Below are 25,819 nucleotides of genomic sequence, written 5' to 3' on the forward strand. Positions count from 1 at the left end.
CATGAAAATACGGACTCGCCTATCGTTTACGTTTGTCGGAATTGTTGCGGCTATTCTACTGCTTTTTTCGTTCGTGGTTTATGCCACGGCAGAGTATTTCCGGCAGCGCGACTTTTACCTGCGACTGAGCGACAAAGCAAGAACTACGGCCCGATTGCTCCTTGATGAAGATGAGATCACGACGCGTCTGCTACGGATCATCGAGCAAAATAATTTAACCGCTCTCCCCGAAGAGCAAATCAATATTTATGATCGGAGCAACCGAATGCTGTATGCCACACGGGACAGCGCAATCGTAAAGCCTGAGATTCTGAATCTTATTCGGAAAAAGAAAGAAGTTTTCTTTCGCCATCATGGAAAAGAAATCGTCGGCTTCATTCACCAACATAACACACAGGAGTATATCCTGATCGCATCAGCCTATGACCAGTATGGTCGGGAGGAAATGCAACACCTGGGAACCATCATGGGCGTGGGTTTGCTATGCAGTCTGGCTCTGATGGGGGCAGTGGGCTGGGCCTATGCCGGACGTTCCTTAAGGCCTATTTCCGACGTGATTCGGCAGGTGGACCGGATTACCGCGTCTAACCTGAACCAACGCGTCAATGCCGGGAATGATCATGACGAACTAGCCCAGCTTGCGCATACGTTCAATCTGATGCTCGACCGGGTACAGGAAGCTTTTGAGATGCAGCGGAACTTTGTTTCCAATGCATCCCACGAGTTACGTACACCCCTGACGATCATTACGGGCCAGATTGAAGTGACACTGATAAAACGACGTACGGTCGAAGAGCACGAAGCCAAATGGAAAGCGGTGCTGGAGGTAATTCAGCGGATGAACAAACTGACGAATAATCTGCTGGATCTGACTCTGGTGAGTCTGGAGGCTACGCCGTTGAAATTCAGTGAGGTATCGATTGATGAAGTTATTTTTCAGGCTTCCCAGATGCTTATGAATCGCCAGCCAGACTATTCGGTTGTGTTCTCATTTGATGGCCAGATCGAAACAATTCAGCCTTCACTAACCATTGAGGGCAACAAGTCACTCCTGTATTCGGCCTTTTTCAATCTGATGGAAAATGGCTGTAAGTTTTCCGAAAACAAGCGGGTAGAGGTCATACTGGGCGCCACCGAACGCTGGGTAACGGTTCAGTTTAAGGATGAAGGAATCGGCATTCTGGAAACTGACATCAAGAGCATCTACGAACCCTTTTTTCGGGCCGAGAACGTCAAACGCATTCACGGACACGGCGTTGGCCTTCCGCTCACCTACCGAATCATTCAGCTTCACCACGGCCAGATCAGGGTTTTTTCACAGATTAATCGCGGAACAACCTTCACCATTCAGCTGCCCAAAAACCTCTAATCGATTTCTAATCGGTTTCTAATTGGTTTCTCATCACCTTCTAACTGATCCCTAATGACAGCAGTTATTGGCTGGTCTATCTTTGTTGCGCAAAATTTTTGGTACACTCATTAACCGCCTTGAGCTATGTACGACAACGTTAACAGAAAGACCGGAAAGCTGATCAACTGGATTACCGTTTGGGGGTTCATCATTGCCTGCATTGCCTTTAACAAGTACGTCGATTATCGACACCAACGGCAGGAGTATCGTGCACAATATAACGCCGAAAGCCGGCGGGCCGACTCCCTTCTCGTCGAAAAGAAACGCCTGGAACAGCGCCTTCGCGAGCTGGAGAACACGACCAGTCAGGGCGTGTCGGTGATTCGACAAGGGAATAGTCAACAAAAAGTAGCGGTGGCTAATGCGTTGTGAAAAGCAACCAGCCGCAGCAGTATAAATCTCAACGGAACCTGATGGAAACAATAAAAAAAAATACACACCTGGGAATTGATTTAAGCAACGTGCAGGGCGACATTCGGGGAGGGGCAATTTCATTCCTGGTGGCCGTGCCTTTATGCCTTGGCATTGCTCTGGCATCGGGCGCTCCACTTTTCGCCGGTATTATTGCGGGTATTGTAGGTGGTTTGGTCGTTGGGGCGGTTAGCCGTTCGGCACTGAGTATTTCGGGACCCGAAGCCGGGTTAATCATCGTAACCCTGGGCGCTATTGAATCGCTGGGGTCATTTCCGGCTTTTTTGCTGGCTACCTGCCTGGCAGGGATAATTCAGATTGGACTGGGCTTCGCCAGAGCGGGTATGATCAGTAATTTTTTTCCGTCGTCGGTCATTAAAGGAATGCTGGCCGGTATTGGTATTATTTTGATTATAAAGCAATTGCCGCACCTTGTTGGCTATGATGCCGATGCTGCCGAAGGATTTGCCCTGTTTCAGCCAGGTGGTTTCAACATCATTGAGCAACTGCACATGGCGCTTGGGCAGTTTCGTGGTGGAGCTATTCTGATTTCGGTGATTTCCCTGATAATCTTTTATCTGTGGGAGCAACCAGCCTTCAGGCAACATAAAATTATCCGCAACATACCCGCTGCGCTGGTTGTGGTTATACTTGGGATCTGTACCAACGAACTGGTTCGGATGATCAATCCGCAATGGGCCTTACAGGGGAATCATCTGGTGCAACTGCCAGTACCGGATAATGCTGCCGAATTTCTGAACTTATTTACCTTTCCCGATTTTTCGCAGTGGAACAACCCGCTGGTCTATACATCGGCGATTGCCATTGCACTGGTGGCTAGCCTGGAAGCTCTGCTGGCTATCGAAGCCTCGGATGAACTCGATCCGCTAAAACGCAAAACGCCAACTAACCATGAATTGAAAGCGCAGGGCATCGGTAATCTGGTGAGTGGCTTGATTGGGGGAATACCGCTCACATCGGTTATTGTACGGAGTTCTGTAAGCATCAATTCGGGCGCTCGTACCAAGCTGGCTGCGCTGATCCATGGTACCCTGCTTCTTGTGTGTGTAGTCACGCTCCCTACCTTGCTGAATAAGATGCCGTGGGCGGCTCTGGCGGCTATTTTGCTGGTGACGGGCTATAAACTGGCACGAATAGAGATCGTTAAAGCTGTTTTTGCCGAAGGTGTTTCGAAGTTTATTCCGTTTGTCGTCACGGTAATGGCTATTTTGCTAACCGACCTGCTGAGTGGAATTGCTATTGGAATGGTGACGGGCATCTTTTTCATTCTGCGCGATCATTACCTCAATGCGCACCGTGTTCGCACCGACTGGGATAGTGGTGAAGATCGAACCCGCATCTACGTCAAACTTGGCGATCACGTGTCGTTTCTCAGTAAAGCCCGCCTGTTGAAAATGCTGAAGAATGTACCGGCTAACTCAATTCTCGAAATTGATGGAACAGCCTCATCCTATATTGACAGCGATGTTGTGACGGCTATTCGAAATTTTGGCGCCGTAGCCCGCCAACGGAATATCCAGCTTATTTTCCTGGAGAATACAAATAAGGAGTTTCAATCTAATTACGCTCGTTCAGAATTGAAAATGGAAGTGTTTGAGTGAAAGAAGTAAGTGAGTTAGCAGTCGGGGTTGACCAAACCAGGCATTATATCGTTGGGATATAGCGTATGGTTCAGTCAGCCCCTGACTCTTTATAGCTTTACCTGCAACGTCACGTAAACACTACGGCCATCGGAGGGGAGAATACCAGGCCCCGGATAGCCCGTGGCCCGTCGGGTGAAATAAGCGCGGTCGGCCAGATTGTTCAGACTGGTCTCGATCCGGAACTTACTCAACTGATAAGACAAACTGGCATCCATGATGCTGTAGGCAGGAATCAGGCCAATAACTGCCGAAACACCGCCATCGCGGGCGTTGGTCGCGTCGGAAAACTGGTCGGAGAGGTACGTGTACTGAAACGACGCTTTTAGGTTTTTGTACCCCAGCCGAATCCCACTTTTCAGGTTCACATCCGGCACAAATTCAACCTGCTTACCCGCTACTCCGGCAATCTCGCTGGCGTTATATTCCGAATGAATCAGGGCGACATTCGCGAATAATACCCCACTTAAATCCTGATTTACTGGATTGGCCAATCGCAGAAAATCAGCCTCCGCGTAGGATTCGATACCCATGATGATGGCCTGCCCAATATTGCCCCGACGCCGGAGAACCCGGTCGTTTTCGTCATAGAACTGTACTTCGCCAATGCGGTTGTTGTAATTGAGGTAAAACCCACTCACGTCAAAATTATACAGCGTCGTTTGGGCACTTCGTATACCCAGGTCGAGGGAGTAACCTTTTTCGTCCTGTAAATTCGGATCAATGACCGACGACGGGTTCGCAATCCGCATGTCGCTGAAGGTAATGGAGCGATAGTTCTGCGATAGATTGCCGTAGATGTCGAGTTGGGGCGTTGGCTTGTAGCTTATCCCGATTCCACCGATTACGAACTGCCGACCATTGGTGCGGTATTCGTTCGTACGGGTCGAACTGATAATATTACCGGCCAGATCGCGCGTAACCGTGCCGTAGAAACCGTCGGCGGTGGTGTGAATGTACTCGAAGCGAACGCCGGGCGTAATCGACAATTTTTCGCCAACATACAGGATGTTTTCGGCAAAGACCGACACGTTGCGGTTCGGAAACTGGTAATCGGACGAAATCGCCTGTTTGTCGTCGATGAACGTAAAATTGGCATCCCGGCCAGTGCTTCCCAAGCCCTGTATGCTATGGTTGTAGCCATGATAATAACGACTACCCAGCAGCAAAACCGCCTGTTTCTTACCCAGATAATACCGTTTTAAGTATCGTGCTTCGGCTCCCCAGTTCTGAAAATCGCCTTTAATCAGATCGCGTTCGCTGTTATCGTCTACACTAGCGACGCGATTCGGCCGGAATCCCAGTGAATATCGATACGCATAAAGCCCGAACAGCCTGACATTGAATTCATTGAGGGCGTTGAATTTATGGTCGAAATGCAGCGCAGGCATCGTCCAGTTTACCTTAAACCAGTTTCGTTCCCGATTACTTTGCCGGGGATTGGCCCGAAACATCTCGTCGGTGAGGCCGCCTGGTTGCTGCGCCAGGTAGCTCATCTGGGTAATATCGAAGCCGAGCGTCGTTTTCTCCGAGAAATGATAATCGACGTCGGCATAAGCCGTATAGTTGGTGAAGTGCGTGTTTGGGCGCCAGCCGTTGCCCTGCTTGTACTGAAAAAAGGTATAATAACTCAGCTTTCCCACGGTTCCGCTCAAACTCGTGAACGCATTATAAAAACCGAATGAGCCAACGCTTTGCCGGGCAACCAGTTCAATTTTTCGGTCGGTCACGGGTTTTTTCATGACAAAGTTGAGCAACCCGCCAAACTGCGTACCATATTGCAGCGAAGCGGCTCCCCGGATCACCTGAATCCGGCCAACAGCTTCGGTAGGTGGCGTATAATAACTCTCGGGATAACCCAGCGCATCGGCACTGATGTCGTAGCCGTTCTGCCGTACGTTAAAATTAGAACTTCGATTCGGGTCGAGACCGCGTCCGCCGATGCTGAGTTGCAGGCCCGCGCCTTCGTTCTCCCAGATGTTCAGCCCGGCAACGCGTGCGTAAATCTGGCGTGCATTGTTAGTCGACAGATTGGCAACGAGTTGTTCGGGAATGATCACCTCTGATTTTTTACCCTCGTAAATCCCCATACTTTCGACGCCCCGCATTCGGGTGAAGCCGAAATCGGACTGCTTATCGGTCACCACAACTTCGCTCAGGGTTTCGTCGCGGCTATTGAGCCAGATTATTACGTGCTGATCCTGTCCGGTAATGGCTATGGTTTGTTTGGCTACTTTGAAATCGGGGCAACTGGTTTGCAGTACATGGCTACCGCTGGGTAGATTCTGAAAGACAAATTGCCCTGTTTTGTCCGTTATGGCCGTGCGTTTACCGTCGTTCAGGTAAATCGTGCAGCCATTAATTGACGTACTATCGTGGCGACTCTGAACCGTCCCGGTGAGCCGATACTGACCCAGAACGCTTGTGCCAGTGCAAAGGAAAAAGAGACTAAAAACCGTAAATCGTATCATCGAAAGAAGTAATCCATGGTTTGGCCGCAAACGACTCCTGTTTGCTGGCCAGATCAATTGTGGGGTCAATCAGGGGTTTTCCTAAACGGCCATTGAGGGCAACGTACGAGTCGACATAGACCTGGGGCGATTGAAAACCATGTTGAGCGTAATAATCCCGGAGGATGTGCGCAAACTGCAACAGCATATCCGGTTGGGTGGACATCATTTTTTCCTGCAAGGGCGTCAGGAATTGGGTATTGTTGACAATTGTGCGATGACCTGCATTGTCCTTCACCGTAAACTGGGCATAGCCTGCTTTTTCCATGAGCATAACCCGCCACGAAAACCGGTAACCCTGCTCCGTCCAGAACAATTCACCGGGATAGAGCAGATAACGGAACGGAAACAGGAGCTGAACAACCAGAAAAACAGCCAGAAACCCACGTATCGACCGACCCACCACTGGCTGAAATACAAAGGTACGATGCGGGCTCAGAAACGTAGTCGACACTGAACACAATCGGGCAATCTGGCTGAGCAGCGACTGGTGAAAGTCGGCGGAGAAAAAGATCAGCGCCGTTACGATCATAATGTACGGAAACATGCCGATCGGAAAAAGTACGGCTGTCAGTCCATGAAAAACCACCACCGCTACGTAGGCCCAGGGGCGCGTTTGGCGGTTCCAGAGTAGAAACGGTATACTCAGATCATAGAGGCAGCCAAACCAGCTAAACACATAGGGCGTCCAACTATAATTAAACAGAAAGCCAATCAATGGCATGTCATTGTGGGCAGGCAACCAGATACGTAGCGGTTGGGCATGCAGCAGCCAGTCGCTGTTGAGCTTGGCCAGACCGGCAAAGAAATAAAGCACCGATACAAATAGTTTCAGCGAATCGATACACCAGGCCGGAATCTGGTCGGCAGGTAAGGTACGATTGCGGTAAGCATCCACTGAAAAATAGGTATGGGCGGGCAGAACGATCAGGAGCAGACAAACCATACTCACGAAGTAGTAATGGTTTAGGTAGGTGCTCTTATCGATTAGTTCGATGTACGTAAAGCTTAGAAACAGACTCACAATCGCCACCCGATAATACAGCCCCAATGCAACGAACAGGGCCGATATGCCACAAACCGCAAAGAGCATGTACGTGTACGGTCCCAGCGGTTTGACGAATTCGAACCCGTAAAACGAAAAGAAAAAACGCGGTTTGATGTATAAATCAATGATCCATCCTTTGCTCCAGAAACGAACAATGCTCCCCAGGAGCATCAATCCGAACGCCATCCGGAAAACGGCCAGTGGAGCGGCAGAAGTCGTTCTGTGAAAATACGCCTGCATAGGGAGGAAGTTTTCAACGGTCAGTCCTCAGTCTACAGCGCGAAACAGTCTTTTTCGCGCTGTAGACTGAGGACTGAAGACTGCTGTTAATCGCCGTCGTTGTCGGTGTAGGTGATGGTAATGCTCATGGCCGTTGTCATATCAACCTTGAGCATCCGAACGGCTTTCTGCATTTCGGTATATACCAGAACCACACTTGCATTGTTGGTCTTGATGGCATCGTACAGAATCGGTTGCAGCCCGTTGAGCTGGGCCGTAGAGGCCGTGAACTGCTGATTGATGATGTCTGTCAGCGAGGTTCCGGTGCGGCTGTCTTTAGCCCCAAGCCCATTCAGATAGGTCTTCAGACTTGGCCCTTCCTGACCTGTTTTGACACTTTTTCCGTTGAAAAAATCGACAATAGCCTGATGCGCCGTTTTGGCCAGTGTCAGCGACAGGTCTTTTTTGTAAAGGGCCTCGACGGTTTCAGCGTTGGGTGTTCCGTTCGTCATTGCTCCGGATGGAATTCCTATTTTCCCCGAGCGGATGTACCGTTCGTAATGCAATACGTACCCATTAACCAGTTTGGAGGTCGAACAACCCGCGTCCAGCCCGGTGCAGTTGATGAATGTGTCGCGGTAACCACCCGTCCATTCGCCATATACCGTTGTAAAGGTTGTGTTCATCTGGGTCGTTAACCGCTTTAGGTAGGCGATGCGTTTGGCTGCGTCAGCAGCAGTCGTGTAACGGGCCAGAATGGCATCGTCGGTGGCGCCCAGGCCATTGATCATGTAATCTAGAGCCGGAAAGCCCTGTTTGGGGTAGGATACCGGTGTTTCGAATGTACCAGTCCCAGCGGCAATGTATTCTTCAATACCCGTAACATTGGTCGGGTAGATATTGAAAAAATTGCGAATCGTGTACTTTTCACCTGGCCCGACATCAAACAATTCGACTTTCTGCCATTCGGTATAGGCATCGGCCCATGCCTGCCGTAAATCGGTTAAAGCTGCTTTGTCGGGCTTGGCCGCAAAGGCGTCCGATTTTGCCAGCATAGCATCCAGTTTAACCTTGAAGTTGGCATAGCTGGGCAAAATAATGTTGTCGGCGATGTTGGTCAGCATGGCCTTCCGGTCACTACTGGCCTGATCGGTGGGCGTGGTTGGTGTGGGCGAATCCGGGTCACCTGTCTTTGAACAAGCCCATAATACGCCCATCAGAGCGCAGGCAATTCCGATTTTTTTCCAGCTAAACTGTATCATGTTGTAAAACAGAGACAGAGCGGTACACGACGTACCGCTCTGTAAACTTAACTAGTTAGTTTTGGTCGCTCGTTAGCCGGCAATGTTAAATTTTGTTTTGATCGCTGTGCTGGCTGCGTCGATCTTGGCGTTTGTTAGACCCCAAAAACCATTAGGTGCTGAGTAAATCAGATTGGTAAGAATTCCGTCGGAGAAGGCAGCATCGCCCCCGTTTAGTTTAGCATAACGCAGGCTATAGATAAAGCCCAGTCCTTCGCCCATAGCGTGAGCAGCTGCGGCTGTATTGGTACCGGCGGTTTTCCATTTGCCCAGGTATCCTAAAGCAGCATTAGCAACTGCTTTCTCCATAGCCGCCCGAAGAATGGCAACTTGTGCTTTCAATGTTGTCGCGTCGTTGTTCACGATGGCCGCACGACCTTTTAACAGGGCTGGATGAATTTTCGGGAAATCCTCTTTATTGTATTCCCAGATATACGAACCAATGAAGCTTTCGCCCGATGAGGTTGCCGTAGCTTTTGCCCCATAAATCGGATTGGCCGTTAGAATGCCATAAATCTCGTCCCAGTTCTGCTCCAGCTGCGTATATTTCTTACCGGCTACCAGCGTGGTGTTGTCAGCGGCAAGGCTTTTATCGCTCAGCAGAACATTACTGATATAGTCTAACTGGAATGCTCCAATCAGACCTTTCTGAATAATCTGACCGTATTCGATGCCTTTTTCGTCGACCAGATACGTTCCTAATTTACCCGCTTTCCCTTCCGAAGCCGTGGCCGAAACCGATTTGCTGGCCGTAGCGATGGCCGTAAAACCAGCTTCGATAGTCTGCCGTTCTTTTTCCGCATCAGCAGCTGCCAGCGACGAAGCTGTTACGCTCCGCAACTGAACGCCCGATGTATTTAACGAAGCAAGCGTACCTGAATAAGGACTGCTCGTATTGGCAAACATGTTTTTCAGGACGTTAGCATCCAGCGTAGCACCTGTTCCTACAGCCGTACCGTTGTAGGTATTGATGGCCCGGAACATAAGTAGCCGATTGGCACCGTTCGAGAGGTCAACGGTTTTGGCGCCTGCATTATCCACGAAGAAGTTCGCGTAAGTCGTTGTATCGCTCAGTTTCGCGTAATCGATAGATTTGCGAAGCTGCGGGGCAACGGTATCCGGATTGTCCTTTTTGTCGCAGGAGGCTAATCCAGCAACCAGAATTATCGCAGGAGCGAAGCAAAGTAGTGAGATAGGTTTGAACATTATCAGTAGCGTATTATTTCAAATCGTTGGCAAATGTATGTACTATTTAGATTAAGTCTAATTATCGCGAGTAAAAATTTTTAAGTTTTTTTTAATCTCCTGAAAGTGAGTATTCTCATTTTCAGTAATCGATTCAACATATTTTGCTGAGAAAACCGCATAGTCATCCTAACTGACGGCGATTGCTTTACTTTTGAATCTACGTTTCTGTTAATACGATTTCAGTTCAGGCAACTCTCACGTTCATCAATTAACTGCATGTTTTCCCGACGAAATTTCCTGCGCGTATCTGGCCTGTCCGCCGTTCCAGCCATCGCGCCATTAGACCAGTTTGCTGCTCAATTCTCGGCCGACCCTCCCTCCGATTTTGTGCGATTTAGTGGCGATGGGCCCATGTATCAGCCCGATCAGTTCATCGCTAAGCTGCAGGAAATAAGCAAGGCACAATCCATTAAGTGGGATTTTTACGGGAAAGGAGGGAGCATTGATGAGCTCACCAAAAAATTTACGGCGCTGACCGGCAAAGAGGCTGCTATTTATCTGGCTTCTGGTACACTGGCCAACCAGCTGGCTATTTCGGTGCTAAGTGGCGAAAATACCAAAGTCTTCGTTCAGGAAACCAGCCATGTGTATCGCGATGAAGCTGATGCCGCTCAATCAGTTTACGGCAAGCGGTTAATCCCACTAGCAGCGGGGAAAACCTATTTCACGCTGGAAGAACTTCAAAAATCCATTGAGGAGCATTCGCAGGGCGAGGCTTTCAAAAGTGGCATCGGTGCTGTGTCGATCGAAAATCCGGTCAGGCGATGCGATGGAACATTCGTTCCCCTCGATGAAATCAAGAGAATATCGGCTTTTTGTCGGGAGAAAGGCTATAAACTACATCTGGATGGTGCCCGGATTTACCTGGCTTCTGCCTATGCGGGTACATCGGTTGCCGAGTATGCGTCTTACTTCGATACCGTTTACATCTCGCTTTATAAATACCTGGGAGCGGCTGGCGGGGCCATTCTGTGTGGGCCCAAAGAAATTATTGACCGGATGGATCATTTAGCCAAAATCCACGGTGGTGTTATTTTTATGAACTGGGCAAATGCTGCCATGGCGTTGCACCACCTGAATGGGATAGAGGATCGTTTCAAACGGGTTGCAACCCAGTCGAAACAACTATTTGCCTTGCTCAACCAATTGCCGGGCCTTACAATAATGGCGATTGATAAGGGCACCAATATTTCAAATGCTCAGTTAGCCCCAACCGTGAATGCCTACAAACTGGGTGAAATACTGTGGGATAAATATCGTATTGCTTTACCGGGAATTAACCCTAACGGCGAAATGAAACTAATGGTGAACGACAGCCTGTTAAGTCGCGATAACAACCAGATCGTGGCCGCTTTCAAGGATGCGCTGGCATTGGCAAAAGCGTAAAATAAGCAGTCAACGGACCACTAGTACTCTTTCAATTTCTAGGTTATACGTAATTACAAACCTATAAGGTTTCAAAAACCTTATAGGTTTAAATTGGTCGACACCAGGTATAGCGTAAGAATCTGGTTGCATTAATCTGCTCCTGACAGTCACAGTGTGCTAACGCAACCAGATTCTTAAGCGTATCCAAAGGCCAGCCAAGAGGTAAAATCCTTTTGATCAATTTCGTTCCCGGCTCAGATTGATGTTCTTAGGATGAGAAAAGAGTAAGGGTACATCTTCTACAACCACATTGTTTGTGTCCAGACCGTAGGCCGAATCTTCATGCAGGGCCGTTCGTCGGATCAGGAAATAACTGTTCATGATGATTTTCTGGATCAGCGGCAACTCATTTTCGTACGACAGGAAATTCTTAAAAACCACGAACCGGAAATCACCCATCAGATTTTTTTGGCTCAGCGATCGGTAGCGACTCGTAATTTCGACCTCATTGCATTTTACCATGTCTTCAACAGCTAATCGGAAGAACAGGTTGAGCCGGGGTTCGATACGGAAACCGAGGTAGAACGTGATGTAGTAAACGTCCTGTTCGGCCAGCGTCTCGACTTTGTAGCGCATCGTAAAGGGCTCATCTTCAACATGAACATGAAGGAGCCAGTACACATCGGCCCGTTTGGGCGTTCGGTATAAAATGGATTCAATCGTTTCGGACTCAATTTTTGCCGAGGTCTCGGAGCCTGTCAGATAGACAAGGTGTGTAGCATATTTGGGAACAGTAGTATCGTTGCTGAGTTCTTTGAGGGTTTCGATAAACGGAGGCAGTGGCTCGAACTGAACGAAACTTCGCTTGAGATCTTTGCCTTTATGCCATAGGGTCATTACGGTTATGAGCAGCAGACCCAGCACAATCGAGATCCAGCCACCTTCTTCAAACTTGATCAGGTTGGCAACCAGGAATGAGATTTCGATCGACAGAAAGAGGGCCGTTATAACCACCGTCAGGAGCGCATTTACGCGTTTTATGCGCAGATAGGCATTCATGAGCACCGTAGACATGAGCATGGTAAGCGTAACGGCCAGCCCAAAAGCCGCTTCCATGTTTTTCGACTCCTGAAAGTGTAATACAACCCCGATACAACCCGCCATCAGTAGCCAGTTGATTTGTGGAATGTATAACTGACCCCGGAAATCGGTCGGGTAAATGACGCGCTGCCGTGGCCAGAGGTGAAGACGAATGGCTTCACCAATGAGCGTAAATGAACCGCTAATGAGCGCCTGACTGGCAATAATGGTCGCCAATGTGGCAATTCCGATGGCAAACCCCAGTATTGACGGGGGAACAATTTCGTAGAATGAACTCGTTGGACCAAGTTGCTTGCCCAAATGCTGCATCAGCCAGGCCGATTGACCAGCATAGGAAAGGAGCAGCATGAGCTTGACAAATCCCCAACTGACCCGAATGTTTCCCCGACCGCAGTGACCCATATCGGAGTAGAGGGCTTCGGCTCCCGTTGTACAGAGGAAAACTCCACCCAACAGCCAGAACCCGCCCGGATAATCGCGGAGAAGCGTAACAACATGCCACGGATTTAAAGCTCGTAATACGCCTGGATGTTGCACCAGCGATAGTAATCCCATCACGCCGATAAATGTAAACCAGACCACCATGACTGGGCCAAAAAGACGACCAAGCCACTGCGTACCAAATTGCTGAGTAATAAAAAGCAAGATGATAATAGCGAGCACGATAGGTACTGTATCCAGCTTTGGGTAGTAAATGAGCAGACCTTCAATAGCCGATGAGACCGAAATTGGCGGTGTAATGATGCCGTCGGCCAGCAGAAAACTACCACCGATAATTGCCGGATAGAGCATCCACTTGCCCGTGTATCGGCGGATCAGTGTGTACAGCGAAAAAATACCACCTTCCCCCTTGTTATCGGCGTTGAGGGTGATAATGACATACTTCAGTGTAGTCTGAAACGTCAGTGTCCAGAAAACGGCGGAGAATGACCCCAGCACGAGGTTCTCGGTCAGGATACGATTGCCAAAAATGGCTTTGTAGGTGTAAAGTGGTGATGTGCCGATGTCGCCAAAGACGATACCAATGGAAATCAGCAAACCGGAGAGAGAAACTTTATTCAGTTGCGAATGGGTAGATGAGTTCATACCGCAAAGTAACTCAATTCGTTAAAGTCTCAACTACCAGGTAGTCTAAAATAGAAGGCTGCACCATCGGGCAGATCTGATTTTAGCCCAATTTCACCACCCATCGATTCGATAAATTCCTTGGAGATTGCCAGCCCTAAACCCGTACCACTTGATTGACCATTATTACCTGGTGCTCTGAAATAGCGTTCGAAAATACGGTCGCGATGCTCGGCCCGGATGCCTGCTCCATAGTCGCGAACCAGAAACTCCACCTGGTTTCCGACTGGATAAACGGATACATCGATCCGGTTATCTTCGGGACTATGCCGAACGGCATTCGAGAGAAAATTGACCAATACCCACGACGCTTTATCCGGATCGGCCTTAACCGTTGGCAAGTCAGGAGGGGCGTTTACATCGAAACGAATGCGCTTTTGGTTGGCTGATACCTGAAGCGCATTGGTGGCGTACCGGACAATATCGGCCGGAGCAACGGTTTCGATCTTTAACTGGATCTGCCCCGATTCTACCTGCGCCATATTAACCAGTTCGCCCGTAATGCTGAGCAGCCGTTCGGCATCATCACGCACATGGCCAACGAGTTGTTTCTGCTCCTCATTCAGCTGGCCAATTCGGGAGTCGTCCAGCAATTTCAGGCTGAGTTTGATGCTGCTGATTGGCGTTTTCAGCTCATGCGATACTGTGGCAATGAAGTTTGTTTTGGCCTGATCGAGTTCTTTAAATGAGGTAATATTTTCCAGCATAATTACCCAGCCAGCCGGTCGAGCCACACCTTCGCCCGTTGGAGCTACCGTAACGGCGTGAATTTGCTTGTTAAAATAACTCTCCTTGCCTTTTCCATCCGAGCCAATCCCTGATAGGCCCGGACTGGTGGGGGCGGGGTCATAAATTTTTAGCAGCCCATTGTGCTCAGGTCTGGGTGTGGTTTCGGGCCAATGTTCGGTCATCAGATCCTGAATCAGCGTTCGCATGAGGTCATTGACCGAAGCGATGTCGGGAGCGTACCGCCCGATCAGTTTCGCTTCGTCCATGCCGAGCAGTCGACAGGCGACCGGGTTTGCAAACAGAACCTTTTTGTTCTCATCCAGTCCGATAATGCCATCGCTCATGAGCTGGATCAGGGTATCGATACGCTTTTTCTCGAACAGCAGTTTAGCCAGGTTCGAGTGTTCATATTCATCCAGTTTCTGCGCCATCGAGTTGAATGACCGGGCTAATTCGCCAAATTCGTCACTAGAGCGGAAGTGCAACCGTTCTTCGAAATTACGACTGGTTATTTCCCGAATGCCGCGCGTTAGCTCGCGTACTGGCCGGGCAATGTAGCTGGGGAAGTTAACGACGAACGACAGGACGATCAAAAAACAAAAGGTGCCCACGACCGCCAGGAGCAGGAGGGCATCCGTTGCAGTTTTTTCGGCAGTACCATTCTTGCGAAACATAGCCTGCCGGTTAATGTCATCGAGTTGCAACAGGTTGGATTGCAATCGTTTCGTTGCTGCGGTGTCTGTGGGTATCGCCTTTAACCGATTGAAATCGCGTCGTAAAGCGGCCGTAATTTCCTGCTCGCCCTCTTCAGTAACGTTGGCTTCCTGTTTGTGCAGATTCTCGTCGAACTGCTGGAATGCATCGGGGTCAGAAGTCCGCACAAGCAGGGCTTTCTGCATATCACTGACGTACTGAAGGGAAATGTAATTATCCTTCAGAATAGCCTGCGAATCGTTGGCCAGTTCGTTCAGGTAATAAACACCCAGCCCGCCCAATCCGAGAATAATGGCGAACATGAAGGCTAAACCGAGCGATAGTTTTGATTTAATCGTCATGATAGAATAATCAGGTCGGTAGCCGAATCGGATAACTTATTCAGCAACTGGTTAAAGGCGTTGGTGCGTAAAATGACCTGAATCAAGTTTATGTGTGGCTTGCCGATACATACCGTCGTAATTTTACGCTCCTCAGCTGTTTCGGCAATGGCACTGACGATATTTTTACTTTTAACCTGAATGACTTCAGCACCCAGTTCGGTAGCCAGTTTAAAGTTATTGATTAAATGCCGCTGTACATCCAGCTTAATCCGATTGGAGTCTTCGGCGGGTGTCTGAACATAAAGGACAAACCAGCGCGACTGGTAATAACTCGCCAGTCGCGACGTTTTGCGGATAACCCGTCGGGCTACTTCATGATTACTGCTAATGGCAGCCAGAAATCGTTCTGGCTTTAACTGTGTTCCGGGCGCAACCTGCGTTTCAATCTTACGTTCCACAGCGGTGGCCACCTCTTTGAGAGCCAGTTCGCGGAGTTGTAGAATCTTATCGGGCTGGAAAAAATTGCTCAGGGCCGTTTCAACCTTTGCCCGATCATAGATTTTACCATCTTTCAGGCGCGTAATCAGCTCGTCGGCGGTGAGGTCAATATTGACAACTTCGTCGGCCATTTGCAGAATCCGATCCGGTACACGCTCGGCTACATCGATGCCCGTAATTTGCCGTACCGACAGATAAAGACTTTCGATGTGCTGAATATTGACGGCGCTGATCACGTTGATGCCAGCATCCAGAATCTCCAGCACATCCTGCCACCGCTTCTCATTTTTAGACCCAGGAATGTTCGTATGGGCCAGTTCGTCAACAATGACCAGTTCGGGATGCAGGTTGATGACTGCCTGTAGATCCATCTCGTCCAGTTCGCGCCCTTTATAAAAGAGCCGACGCCGGGCAATAACGGGCAAACCATCGACCAGAGCCCGTGTTTCGGCCCGGTTGTGCGTTTCGACAAACCCAATTCTGACATCGATGCCTCCCCGCAATAGCGCATGGGCTTCCTGCAACATCCGGTACGTTTTTCCAACGCCGGCACTCATACCAATATAAATCTTGAACTTCCCCCGCCTTGACTGACGGAGGAGATTCAAAAAATGTTCGGCATTCTGGTCGTTGGTTGTCATGGAAGCTAAATAATGTTGTCCTCTCGACAAAGGAGGAATGACAACAATGAATTAGAAACTTACGGCCAGACTCGTTGTGAGGGCTGTGTTTGTTTTACTCATCCCGCTGACCGATTCAAAGATAGCATCCTGACTAGTATACACTTTACCTTCAATCCGGAAGACGGCATTAGGCAGAATGAAATAGTCAAAATTTACGGAATACCCCCAGGTTTTAAAGCCATTCGGGGTTCCGGTGGCAATGATTACGCCATTTTTATCGTCATAATACTCAACCCGTCCGGCCAGTTTCACGGCATCGCTGATCGAATAGCGTACAATCGCAACCGGCGAATACCAGACATAGCTGCCACTTCCGGCCCGATGATCACCCGAGACAATGGGTTTGCGGTCAGCACCAATATCGAAACCAAGAATGGTGCTGATTTTTCCGTTCGGGTTCAGAATCGCGTAGAAATTGTTGAAAAAACGCGACTGCTTCAGCGAATCAGGACGATCACTACCGATGAACGTACTCCAGTTTAGAAGAACGCTGGCATTGGGTTTATACTGCACCTGCGTGCTGATTGCCGGTCCCGTGTAACCCGGTAGTTTTGCAATCCGCTGCCAGCCATTGACCACCGATCCCAGCAGTGTCCACTTACCATTTGGGGCATTGTAGGTCAGTTTGGCACCCGACAGATAATAGGGCGAATTTTCGGCCAGCAGGCTCCGGGTCAATGTCCAGCAATCTTTCGAGATCGCGCTTTCAAAACCGATGTGCGATGTAAAAATGCCTGCATCCAGCCATAAATCGCGTGTTTTGCTGAGTTTCACCCCAGCATTGGCTTCGAAGATATTCCGGAGCAATGGTTGCTCAGCCGCGTAGTTGTATTGCGCATAAGTACCTGCCTGAATGGCCAGATTGCCGCGAACCCGCTCACTGGAATAGGCCGCTTTGATAAAAGCCAGATTTACGTTGATTTCGCGGTTTCGCTTATGATTATACAAAAATCCGGGCCGTTCCTGGCTGGTTTTCGGAGCGGTAAAATCATGCGTATAGTACGCTTCTACATAACCGCTGAACGTTAATGTGGCTGAACTCTTGCTGGCGGTCGTATCTGCGGATATTTGTGCCAGTAAAGGTGTACTGAATGCCGACCAGGCTAAGGTCAGCAAGATGTAAACTGTCTGTTTCATGGTTGTTTTGTTGTACTCAATAAACTTACCCGAACAGACACAGTCTGTTCGGGTAATGGCTTCATTTTAGAGCATCCAGGGCAACATTCAGCTTTAGAACGTTTACCGCAGACGGGCCAAACAGGCCTATTAACGGGCCTTTAATTTGCTCATCGACCAATTGATTCAACCGATCGGCACTGATGCCACGAGTTTTCGCAATCCGTGCCACCTGAATCTTAGCCGCTGCGGGCGACAGATCGGGGTCCAGACCTGAGCCTGATGCGGTTACCAACTCGGCAGGAATGTCTTCTTTACGAATTCCGGGATTATGAACCAGAAATGTATCGATACGGACCTGAACGGCTTTCAGGTAATCGGGGTTCGATGGGCCTTTATTCGATCCGGCCGAACCGGCTGCATTGTAGTCAACCGCAGAAGGACGTCCGTTAAAATAGCGGTCTTCGGTAAATTTCTGGCCTACCAGTGCGTAGCCAACTACCTTACCGTTTACGGTGACGGTTTCCCCTTTACCGCCACCCGGCGCAAACCGGCCGACGCCAGCGATCACGAGTGGATAAAGAACCGAAAGGATGACCAGCAGAACGAGCGTAAGCCGAATGGCTGGTCCAATGTGATTTTTCATGGTTACTATTTTTAGTTGTGGAGCCTGGTCCGCCGTGGGGTATAGTTGTGGTTACACAAACAATCCCACGACCAGGTCAATCAATTTAATGCCGATAAACGGAGCAATAATGCCACCCAATCCATAGATGAACAGGTTCCGGCGGAGCAGGGCCGATGCGCCAATTGGTTTGTATTCGACACCACGCAGGGCCAGCGGAATGAGCATCGGGATAATGATGGCGTTGAAGATCACCGCCGATAAAATGGCCGATTCTGAACTGTGTAATTTCATGATATTGATAGCCTGTAAGGCCGGAATCGACACCACGAAAAGAGCAGGAACAATGGCAAAGTATTTGGCTACGTCGTTGGCAATCGAAAACGTTGTAAGCGTACCGCGCGTAATCAGCAACTGCTTTCCAATTTCAACCACTTCAATCAGTTTGGTTGGGTCGTTATCCAGATCCACCATGTTACCAGCTTCTTTGGCCGCCTGTGTCCCCGAGTTCATCGCTACACCAACGTCGGCCTGGGCTAGAGCAGGCGCATCGTTCGTGCCATCGCCCATCATTGCGACCAGTTTACCACCGGTCTGCTCATGACGGATGTAGTTCATTTTGTCTTCCGGTTTGGCTTCGGCGATGTAATCATCTACGCCCGCTTTTTCGGCGATAAACTTCGCTGTCAGTGGGTTATCGCCAGTTACCATGACCGTTTTTACGCCCATTTTTCGTAGCCGTTCAAAGCGCTCCGAAATACCCGGTTTAATGATGTCCTGTAATTCAATAACACCTTTAATAAGATCATTTTCGGATACGACCAGTGGTGTTCCACCGTTGGCAGCAATCTTTTTGGCCTGATCGTCTGTTTCTTTGGGAAATGGATTGCCAGCCCGCGTAACGATGTTCCGAATCGAATCCGTGGCCCCTTTACGGATGCGTAGAATCGATCCATTGTTCCCCGTAGGCATGTCGATGCCCGACGAGCGTGTTTCGGCGGTAAACTTAATGAGTGTAGCGCCATCCGTAGAGAGTTTATTCGTCACTTTTGGCCCTGCCAGCTCTACGATGGATTTGCCTTCTGGTGTTTCGTCGGCCAGTGAGCTGAGCGCCGAAGCCCGGATCATATCGTCTTCAGAGATACCCGGAGCCGGGTAAAAATTGGTGGCTTTCCGGTTGCCAATCGTAATCGTTCCGGTTTTGTCGAGCAGCAGCGTGTCGATATCGCCCGCTGTTTCAACGGCCCGTCCTGATTTGGCAATTACATTTGCCCGTAAGGCACGATCCATACCGGCAATCCCGATGGCTGACAGCAGCCCGCCGATGGTTGTTGGAATCAGACAGACAAAGAGTGAAATCAGAGCCGCGATCGTAATCGGGGTGTTTGCGTAGTCGGCAAAGGGTTTCAGTGCTACACAGACAATAATGAAAATGAGCGTAAAACCAGCCAGGAGAATCGTCAATGCGATTTCATTCGGCGTTTTTTGCCGACTGGCTCCTTCTACCAGTGCAATCATTTTATCAAGGAACGACTCACCGGGCTGCGTAGTCACCTGCACTTTGATGCGGTCAGACAGCACTTTCGTTCCGCCCGTTACCGATGATTTATCTCCTCCTGCTTCGCGAATGACCGGCGCCGATTCGCCCGTAATGGCCGATTCGTCGATGGTGGCCAAGCCTTCAATGATTTCACCATCGGATGGGATAATGTCGCCTGGTTCGCATACAAAAACGTCGCCTTTAACGAGTTGTGCCGATGAAATAATCTGCACTTCGTTGGTGTACATGTTGCCTACTGGCCGAATGACCTTGGCTGGCGTTTCCTGCCGTGTTTTACGCAGCGATTCGGCCTGTGCTTTCCCCCGCGCTTCGGCAATGGCTTCGGCGAAGTTGGCGAACAGAATGGTCAGTAAAAGAATCGCCGTGATAGCGATGTTATAGCCCAGCGACCCCTGCGATGTATCGCCCGTGGTGGCGATGTAGGCCGTTACCAGTACCATAACGATGGTGCCGATTTCGACCGTAAACATGACGGGGTTTTTAATCAGAATCGAAGGACTTAATTTGACAAACGACTCCCGGATTGCTGTTCCAACGAGCTCGCGCTGGAACAGAGAAGGGGATGAATTTTGCTTTGCCATTTTTTTATGTTGTCTGGATCGGTGATTCTGCCAATCGACTATACTTGGAAATCAGAGAAATCACCGGTCGAATTACTTGAGTGAGAAATATTCGGCTAGTGGTCCAAGGGCCAGTGCCGGGAAGAACGAAAGTGCTGTGATGATGATGATAACAGCGAAGGTCATGAGGCCGAATGTAGCCGTGTCGGTAGGCAAAGTCCCCGACGATTCAGGAACATATTTTTTCTTCGCCAGCAGTCCCGCAATTGCCACCGGGCCAATGATCGGAATAAACCGACCCAGAATCAGGACAATACCCGTTGCGTAGTTCCAGAAAAAGTTGTTGTCGCCCAGGCCTTCAAAGCCCGATCCGTTGTTGGCGTTGGCCGAGGTGAACTCGTACAATATTTCCGAGAAGCCGTGGTTTGCAGGATTGTTGAGCCAGGCGGAGGGCTTAACGACCCAGTCGGACGCGACCCCGGCAGCATTGGAGGACTTAACAAAAAACCAGGTCGCCAAAGCCGTACCGCCTTTCACCAGTAATGTACTCAGCAGTGCTACGATGGATGCAATCTTAATCTCACGGGCTTCTACCTTTCGACCGAATAGCTCGGGTGTTCGTCCGACCATCAGTCCGGAAATAAACACGGCGATAATCAGGTAGTAGTAATAATTCAGAAAGCCCACGCCACAGCCGCCATAGAAGGCATTGGTCATCATACCCAGCAGTTCCATAGTGCCCGAGAGGGCCATTGACGAATCGTGCATGGAGTTGACCGAACCCGTTGAAATAATGGTCGTTACGATGCTCCAGTAAGCAGATGCCAGTGGTCCAAACCGGACCTCTTTCCCTTCCATAGCGCCTGTAGGCTGGCTCATTCCCATATGGGCAATGGCCGGGTTACCATGAACTTCGGTTACCAGTGTCGGAATCAGCAGACAGAGCATGCCGAGTGTCATAACGCCATAGATCACCCAGGTAAACCGACGGCGGTTGATCAGGAAGCCGAGCGCAAAAAGCATTGCAATTGGAATCAGCACCTGCGCTACCATTTCGACCATGTTGGTGAAATAGCTTGGGTTTTCGAGTGGGTGAGCCGAGTTTGCACCGAACCAGCCACCGCCGTTGGTGCCGACGTGTTTGATGGCGATCATACCAGCCGCTGGTCCGCGGGAAACGCCAACCGTATCGCCCTGCATGGTTATGATGCTGTCTTTCCCATCGAAGCTGGCCGGTGTTCCATTAAATGCCAGGAGCAGAGCCACGATGAAGGAAATTGGCAGTAAAATTCGAGTGATCGACTTTACGAAAAATACGTAGAAGTTGCCGACGGTGTCTACTACTTTAGGCAGAAACGACCGCACAACGAGCAGCAGTGATGCAATACCTGTTGCCGCAGACGTAAACATCAGGAAGTTCATAACGAACAACTGTGTCAGGTAGGTTGCCCCCGATTCGCCTGAATAGTGCTGCAAATCGCAGTTGACCATAAAGCTGATGGCCGTATTAAACGCCAGATCAGGGGTCATGGATGGATTGCCGTCCGGGTTAAGCGGAAGAATGCCTTGCAGCATAAGCAGCGTAAAGGCAAAGACCAGCCATACGGCGTTGATTGTTAGCAAGGCAACGAGGTTTTCTTTCCAACTCATTTCGCGGGTTGGATCGATACCTCCTATGCGATAGATAAAGCGTTCCAGCGGTCCGTTGGCCGATTCAGGTTTAAAGACGTTGGCAATGTATTTGCCCAGCGGAATGGCCAGCAGAACGGTTATTCCGTACATGGCTATAACGCCTATTAATTCAGTTGACATGGTGAATGTGTGTTACTCCCATACCGGGAGAGACGTTCGGGTTAAAATTTTTCTGGTTTTATCAGCACGTACAGCATGTACGCGAAAACCATCAGCGAGATGATGAATAAGCCTGTGAGCATGGTAAAAGAGTAAATGAGTGAAAGGGTAAATGAGTGAAAGAGTGAATTAGCTTGATTCGACCTTTCGCTCATTTATTCTTTCACTCTTTAAATGTGTTCAAACCACTCTATGGATTTGTAGAAGAATGTGAAGCAGAGCAGGGCAGTTATAACCAGAAGGATGATTTCCATAAAAAGCAATTCTGTTTGGTTTGAACAGGGTGTGCCAAAAAGCATTCCAGGCTTGATTGTAAGAGGGGATTGTTAGTTATTTTGTTGATAACCAGTTGATTAATTCTTGATTTTGTTTTCTGCGATGGAAAATGAATGCGGCAACCTTCTCAATTTGACAAGGTCAATTCTCATTTTAGGAATGGATTGAAAAGACGGGAATGGGGCTTATGAACCGGAGTGTCAGAACTGACACCACCTTATATTGGCTTGTGTCGGCAGGAACCGACCGAATAACCCACCGACTTAGTTCAGCCTTTGTCGAGCGGAGCCCCTTAAATGTAAAATGCCTGGCTACACACAAAGCGCAGCCAGGCATTTTACGTTACTTATGTTAGTAGGACTTTGGCTTCGAGCCGTAGAGCCGGGCCACGGTTACTACTAATGCGCAAACAAACCACGGTCCGCCGTGCGGTGGCCCGGCTCTACGGCTCGAAGCCAAAGTCCTGGTTATAGGAGGTTTAAAAGCGATAGCCTACGTTTACCCCTATGTTCGCTGCGGTCTCTCCACTTGCATAGTTTTGAAAAGATGCTCTCGCGCCCGCAATCCATCGAGGCCCAGCGTTTAACTCCCCCTCTAAAATTACCGTATAGCCTACAGTCAAATAATTTTGAGGATTAGTATAGACAAATGGATTTAATACATAGTCGTTGCCCGGCGGTAGATTAGGCGAAGGTCCCTGGTACGAAACACCGAAGCTGCTAGGATGAGAATCGGATAAGAAGCGAAGTGATGGCCCTACACCTAATCTAACTTTACTCCGTTCAAATCGCATGGGAGAAAAGAAAAGGTTCGCATCGAGAGCGACAGAAGCTTTGGTAAAGCGCAATCCTTCAGTCATACCACTGCTGCTAATCAAAGTCGATTTCGATCCGTAGCCTATGTGCAACGACGGAGCAAACGTCAGGAATCGATTTATGCTGCGGTTATATTCGTTGTAGTAATTCAAACCACTCAGATCACCTGAACCAAAAAGAATATAAGTAACCCCCGCTTTGACGCTACTACGCATACCATCCTGACTAACAGCCAGGTGGCAATTCGCTAGTAAAACCAGAATAAGAATAAGTTTTTTCATAGTTGTCTATAAGAACACCCTGCGTTTTCGATCACTAAACTGTTGCAGAGGCTTTTGTAATAAATATGCAACTGAAATTCAATTAAGTTGATTTATGGGGCGAAAAATGATATGGACTCTACGTTTCTGTAGGCTTAGTGATGGCTGGTTAACTCCGTAAAGTTGACGAGATGGCTTTTCGCTTTGATCGCAGCGGAGAACCGTGCAACGATGAATCCCTCGCCATGTCGGTTTTAAGAAACCGACACCACAATTCACACCACATCGACTGCCCAGCAAGCAACTCATTGCCCCAACTGATATTCGTCGTATTTTCGATACAGCGTACTCAGGCTAATGCCGAGCAGCCGGGCGGATTCTGCTTTGTTACCGTTCGTATGTTGCAATACACGTTCAATATGGTTTTTCTCGACGGTCGCCAGGTCGTACGAAAAGGCAGCAGGCTGACTGGAAGGGGATTGAACATCCAGCGGTAGATAGGCTGGCAATAAGGTTTGCCCATCGCTGAGGATAACCGACCGTTCGATGACGTTTTTCAATTCGCGGATGTTGCCTTTCCAACTGTAGCGGGTTAGCGCGTCGATAAATGCCGGACTCAGCGTCATCTGCTTTTTCCCAATTTTGGCCGCTTCCTGCTGAGCCAGCACTTCGGCAAGGACCGGAATGTCGTCGCGCCGGTCGCGCAAGGGAGGGAGTTCGATGGAAAAAACAGAGAGCCGGTAATATAAGTCAGACCGGAAATGACCAGTTTCGGCGTCCTGCTTCAGATCACGATTGGTAGCGGCAACAACGCGCACATCGGTTTTGGTTGGCTTTGTATCGCCTACGCGCATAAACTCGTGCGTTTCGAGCACACGCAGTAATTTAGCTTGTAAATCAAGGGCCATTTCACCGATTTCGTCCAAAAAAATAGTGCCTTTATTGGCTTCCTCAAACAGCCCTTTTTTGTCGCGTGTGGCTCCTGTGAATGCCCCGGCACGATGCCCGAAGAGTTCGCTTTCCAGAATTTCTTTACCCAGAGCGCTACAGTTGACAGCCACAAACGACCCCGCCCGGCGTGGACTCGCCTGGTGGATAGCCTGCGCGAAAACTTCTTTACCCGTGCCCGTTTCGCCGGTCAGCAGCACAGTCGTATCGGTCACCGCGACTCTGCGGGCCAGATCGATGGCTTGCTGAATGGTTTTGGATTGCCCGATAATCTTCTCGAACCCGTATTTCTGTTGAACCTGTTCTTCGAGCCGTTTAATCCGAAACTGTAACTGCGCTTTCTCGATTGCCCGACTCACCAGCGGAATAATCTTATCGTTATCGTCGCCCTTGGTTATGTAGTCGAAAGCACCATTTTTGATCGCTTTTACGCCGTCGGCAATGGTCCCATAAGCGGTTAGTACAATGACTTCAGTGGCAGGCTGGATTTTTTTTACCTGGGCTGTCAGGTCAATACCATTACCGTCGGGGAGTTTTACATCGCTGATAACCAACTGAATTTCTGTTCGTTCCAGTGTTCGTAAGCCACTTCGGGCGTCATCGGCCTCCAGTACCTGATAATCTTCCAGAGTCAGGATTCGGGCCAATAGCTGGCGAAGTTTGGGTTCGTCGTCGATGAGTAGGATGGTGCCAGGCATAGTTGTTGATTGACGTTCCGGCGAAGTGAGGAGTACGGATGCAGATGAATTCGTGCGGTAAAGATGGGAAAGCTGTTGCCGTTTTTAGCCAGAAGAGTTGAATAAATTATTTTATTCTGGTTGTAAGTGAGAGTAGGTGTGCCACAGTTATGAACCGTGCCACGCCTACTCTCACCTACAATCAGAATAGACAACCGACACTTTTATACTGAATTGGCTACACTCGCGTTTTTGCTATTAAATAGCTATTTTGTTGATTATGAACATGAAATCAATTTTTGGCTTATTTTTGATACTACTACTGGCTGGCGCTAAATCAGCACAAAGTCAGTCGGTGAAGGTCATTAAGTTTAATCAGTTGAATCAACTGGTCAATCAGCCGAATGACACGCTTTATGTCGTGAATTTCTGGGCTACCTGGTGTGCACCATGCGTCAAGGAGTTACCTCAGTTCGAAGCGGTGAGGCAAGCCTATTCCGATAAAAAATTGGCTGTTCTGCTGGTAAGTCTGGATGATAAGAGCGACCTGACCAGGAAGGTAAACCCTTTCGTTCGAAACCGGAAAATTCGCTCGCGAGTCGTCTTGCTGGATGAAACTGACCTGAATACGTGGATTGATAAAATAGCCCCGGAGTGGTCGGGAGCGTTGCCAATGACGCTGATTATCAATAAACAACGGAAAATCAGGCAGTACATTGGCAAACCCGTGAAGGAAGGAGAACTTACAACCATAATTGATCAATACAAACTATAATCATC

The 25,819-nt window shown here is 49.1% G+C and carries 19 protein-coding genes; 5 read left to right on the forward strand and 14 right to left on the reverse strand.

The annotated features are described in order from the left end of the window. The first annotated feature begins 1 nt into the window (after nt 1). The 3 genes from GJR95_RS04940 to GJR95_RS04950 all read left to right on the forward strand — a co-directional run bounded on the left by GJR95_RS04940 (nt 2) and on the right by GJR95_RS04950 (nt 3,444). The gene (locus GJR95_RS04940) at nt 2–1,369 is read left to right on the forward strand and encodes a HAMP domain-containing sensor histidine kinase (RefSeq protein ID WP_162384822.1); all 1,368 of its coding nucleotides are present in this window, start codon (nt 2–4) and stop codon (nt 1,367–1,369) included. Between the two features lie 126 nt (nt 1,370–1,495). Next, nucleotides 1,496–1,783 (forward strand): hypothetical protein, encoded by a 288-nt coding sequence (locus GJR95_RS04945; protein WP_162384823.1) that lies wholly within the window; start codon nt 1,496–1,498, stop codon nt 1,781–1,783. A gap of 41 nt (nt 1,784–1,824) precedes the next feature. Continuing rightward, entirely contained in the window at nt 1,825–3,444 is a 1,620-nt protein-coding gene (locus tag GJR95_RS04950; RefSeq protein WP_162384824.1) for a SulP family inorganic anion transporter, read from the forward strand. An 89-nt stretch (nt 3,445–3,533) separates the two neighbouring features. On the opposite strand, the gene GJR95_RS04955 is transcribed toward GJR95_RS04950, so the two are convergent. The 4 genes from GJR95_RS04955 to GJR95_RS04970 all read right to left on the reverse strand — a co-directional run bounded on the left by GJR95_RS04955 (nt 3,534) and on the right by GJR95_RS04970 (nt 9,767). Continuing rightward, nucleotides 3,534–5,954 (reverse strand): TonB-dependent receptor domain-containing protein, encoded by a 2,421-nt coding sequence (locus GJR95_RS04955; RefSeq protein WP_162384825.1) that lies wholly within the window; start codon nt 5,952–5,954, stop codon nt 3,534–3,536. Next, nucleotides 5,932–7,281 carry an HTTM domain-containing protein gene (locus GJR95_RS04960; protein WP_162384826.1) on the reverse strand — a complete coding sequence of 450 codons (1,350 nt, stop codon included), beginning with the start codon at nt 7,279–7,281 and terminating at the stop codon, nt 5,932–5,934. The genes GJR95_RS04955 and GJR95_RS04960 overlap by 23 nt, the downstream gene beginning before the upstream one ends. Before the next feature lie 86 nt (nt 7,282–7,367). After that, complete coding sequence (locus tag GJR95_RS04965; RefSeq protein ID WP_162384827.1) at nt 7,368–8,522, reverse strand: imelysin family protein; 1,155 nt, start codon at nt 8,520–8,522, stop codon at nt 7,368–7,370. Between the two features lie 72 nt (nt 8,523–8,594). Next, the gene (locus GJR95_RS04970; RefSeq protein WP_162384828.1) at nt 8,595–9,767 is read right to left on the reverse strand and encodes a DUF4856 domain-containing protein; all 1,173 of its coding nucleotides are present in this window, start codon (nt 9,765–9,767) and stop codon (nt 8,595–8,597) included. A gap of 258 nt (nt 9,768–10,025) precedes the next feature. On the opposite strand from GJR95_RS04970, the gene GJR95_RS04975 reads away from it, so the two are divergent. Then, nucleotides 10,026–11,195 carry a threonine aldolase family protein gene (locus GJR95_RS04975; RefSeq protein ID WP_162384829.1) on the forward strand — a complete coding sequence of 390 codons (1,170 nt, stop codon included), beginning with the start codon at nt 10,026–10,028 and terminating at the stop codon, nt 11,193–11,195. A gap of 219 nt (nt 11,196–11,414) precedes the next feature. Here the strand turns inward: GJR95_RS04975 and GJR95_RS04980 are convergent, their stop codons facing one another. The 10 genes from GJR95_RS04980 to GJR95_RS05025 form a co-directional block, all read right to left on the reverse strand. Further along, nucleotides 11,415–13,364, reverse strand: coding sequence for a KUP/HAK/KT family potassium transporter (locus GJR95_RS04980; protein ID WP_162384830.1), 1,950 nt, complete (start codon nt 13,362–13,364; stop codon nt 11,415–11,417). A 29-nt stretch (nt 13,365–13,393) separates the two neighbouring features. Then, a complete protein-coding gene (locus GJR95_RS04985; protein WP_162384831.1) occupies nt 13,394–15,187 on the reverse strand; it encodes a sensor histidine kinase in 1,794 nt (597 codons plus the stop codon). Next, nucleotides 15,184–16,308: a sensor protein KdpD gene (locus GJR95_RS04990; RefSeq protein ID WP_162384832.1), complete on the reverse strand. Its 1,125-nt coding sequence runs from the start codon at nt 16,306–16,308 to the stop codon at nt 15,184–15,186. Before GJR95_RS04990 ends, GJR95_RS04985 begins: the two co-directional genes overlap by 4 nt. A gap of 51 nt (nt 16,309–16,359) precedes the next feature. Beyond that, nucleotides 16,360–17,487, reverse strand: a complete 1,128-nt coding sequence (locus tag GJR95_RS04995) for a porin (RefSeq protein WP_162384833.1) — start codon at nt 17,485–17,487, stop codon at nt 16,360–16,362. Between the two features lie 61 nt (nt 17,488–17,548). Next, complete coding sequence (locus GJR95_RS05000; RefSeq protein WP_162384834.1) at nt 17,549–18,112, reverse strand: K(+)-transporting ATPase subunit C; 564 nt, start codon at nt 18,110–18,112, stop codon at nt 17,549–17,551. 51 nt (nt 18,113–18,163) lie between these two features. Further along, nucleotides 18,164–20,233 carry a potassium-transporting ATPase subunit KdpB gene (kdpB, locus tag GJR95_RS05005; protein ID WP_162384835.1) on the reverse strand — a complete coding sequence of 690 codons (2,070 nt, stop codon included), beginning with the start codon at nt 20,231–20,233 and terminating at the stop codon, nt 18,164–18,166. A 72-nt stretch (nt 20,234–20,305) separates the two neighbouring features. Beyond that, complete coding sequence (gene kdpA, locus GJR95_RS05010) at nt 20,306–22,024, reverse strand: potassium-transporting ATPase subunit KdpA (protein WP_162384836.1); 1,719 nt, start codon at nt 22,022–22,024, stop codon at nt 20,306–20,308. A 41-nt stretch (nt 22,025–22,065) separates the two neighbouring features. Continuing rightward, nucleotides 22,066–22,218 carry a potassium-transporting ATPase subunit F gene (locus GJR95_RS42645; protein ID WP_317167045.1) on the reverse strand — a complete coding sequence of 51 codons (153 nt, stop codon included), beginning with the start codon at nt 22,216–22,218 and terminating at the stop codon, nt 22,066–22,068. Nucleotides 22,219–22,817: 599 nt separating this feature from the next. Then, the gene (locus tag GJR95_RS05020; protein WP_162384837.1) at nt 22,818–23,435 is read right to left on the reverse strand and encodes a hypothetical protein; all 618 of its coding nucleotides are present in this window, start codon (nt 23,433–23,435) and stop codon (nt 22,818–22,820) included. A gap of 284 nt (nt 23,436–23,719) precedes the next feature. Further along, nucleotides 23,720–25,060, reverse strand: coding sequence for a sigma-54-dependent transcriptional regulator (locus GJR95_RS05025; protein ID WP_162384838.1), 1,341 nt, complete (start codon nt 25,058–25,060; stop codon nt 23,720–23,722). Nucleotides 25,061–25,325: 265 nt separating this feature from the next. Here GJR95_RS05025 and GJR95_RS05030 point away from each other — a divergent pair, with 265 nt between their 5' ends. Further along, a complete protein-coding gene (locus GJR95_RS05030) occupies nt 25,326–25,814 on the forward strand; it encodes a TlpA disulfide reductase family protein (protein ID WP_162384839.1) in 489 nt (162 codons plus the stop codon). Nucleotides 25,815–25,819: the final 5 nt, after the last annotated feature.

Origin of the sequence: Spirosoma endbachense (assembly GCF_010233585.1) — a bacterium.
Lineage (GTDB): Bacteria > Bacteroidota > Bacteroidia > Cytophagales > Spirosomataceae > Spirosoma > Spirosoma endbachense.

Excerpts from the sequence above, each read along its gene's own strand:
- GJR95_RS04940 (WP_162384822.1), top strand. The coding sequence starts at position 2 with ATGAAAATACGGACTCGCCTATCGTTTACGTTTGTCGGAATTGTTGCG.
- GJR95_RS04945 (WP_162384823.1), top strand. The coding sequence starts at position 1,496 with ATGTACGACAACGTTAACAGAAAGACCGGAAAGCTGATCAACTGGATT.
- GJR95_RS04950 (WP_162384824.1), top strand. The coding sequence starts at position 1,825 with ATGGAAACAATAAAAAAAAATACACACCTGGGAATTGATTTAAGCAAC.
- GJR95_RS04955 (WP_162384825.1), bottom strand. The coding sequence starts at position 5,954 with ATGATACGATTTACGGTTTTTAGTCTCTTTTTCCTTTGCACTGGCACA.
- GJR95_RS04960 (WP_162384826.1), bottom strand. The coding sequence starts at position 7,281 with ATGCAGGCGTATTTTCACAGAACGACTTCTGCCGCTCCACTGGCCGTT.
- GJR95_RS04965 (WP_162384827.1), bottom strand. The coding sequence starts at position 8,522 with ATGATACAGTTTAGCTGGAAAAAAATCGGAATTGCCTGCGCTCTGATG.
- GJR95_RS04970 (WP_162384828.1), bottom strand. The coding sequence starts at position 9,767 with ATGTTCAAACCTATCTCACTACTTTGCTTCGCTCCTGCGATAATTCTG.
- GJR95_RS04975 (WP_162384829.1), top strand. The coding sequence starts at position 10,026 with ATGTTTTCCCGACGAAATTTCCTGCGCGTATCTGGCCTGTCCGCCGTT.
- GJR95_RS04980 (WP_162384830.1), bottom strand. The coding sequence starts at position 13,364 with ATGAACTCATCTACCCATTCGCAACTGAATAAAGTTTCTCTCTCCGGT.
- GJR95_RS04985 (WP_162384831.1), bottom strand. The coding sequence starts at position 15,187 with ATGACGATTAAATCAAAACTATCGCTCGGTTTAGCCTTCATGTTCGCC.
- GJR95_RS04990 (WP_162384832.1), bottom strand. The coding sequence starts at position 16,308 with ATGACAACCAACGACCAGAATGCCGAACATTTTTTGAATCTCCTCCGT.
- GJR95_RS04995 (WP_162384833.1), bottom strand. The coding sequence starts at position 17,487 with ATGAAACAGACAGTTTACATCTTGCTGACCTTAGCCTGGTCGGCATTC.
- GJR95_RS05000 (WP_162384834.1), bottom strand. The coding sequence starts at position 18,112 with ATGAAAAATCACATTGGACCAGCCATTCGGCTTACGCTCGTTCTGCTG.
- kdpB (WP_162384835.1), bottom strand. The coding sequence starts at position 20,233 with ATGGCAAAGCAAAATTCATCCCCTTCTCTGTTCCAGCGCGAGCTCGTT.
- kdpA (WP_162384836.1), bottom strand. The coding sequence starts at position 22,024 with ATGTCAACTGAATTAATAGGCGTTATAGCCATGTACGGAATAACCGTT.
- GJR95_RS42645 (WP_317167045.1), bottom strand. The coding sequence starts at position 22,218 with ATGAGCGAAAGGTCGAATCAAGCTAATTCACTCTTTCACTCATTTACC.
- GJR95_RS05020 (WP_162384837.1), bottom strand. The coding sequence starts at position 23,435 with ATGAAAAAACTTATTCTTATTCTGGTTTTACTAGCGAATTGCCACCTG.
- GJR95_RS05025 (WP_162384838.1), bottom strand. The coding sequence starts at position 25,060 with ATGCCTGGCACCATCCTACTCATCGACGACGAACCCAAACTTCGCCAG.
- GJR95_RS05030 (WP_162384839.1), top strand. The coding sequence starts at position 25,326 with ATGAAATCAATTTTTGGCTTATTTTTGATACTACTACTGGCTGGCGCT.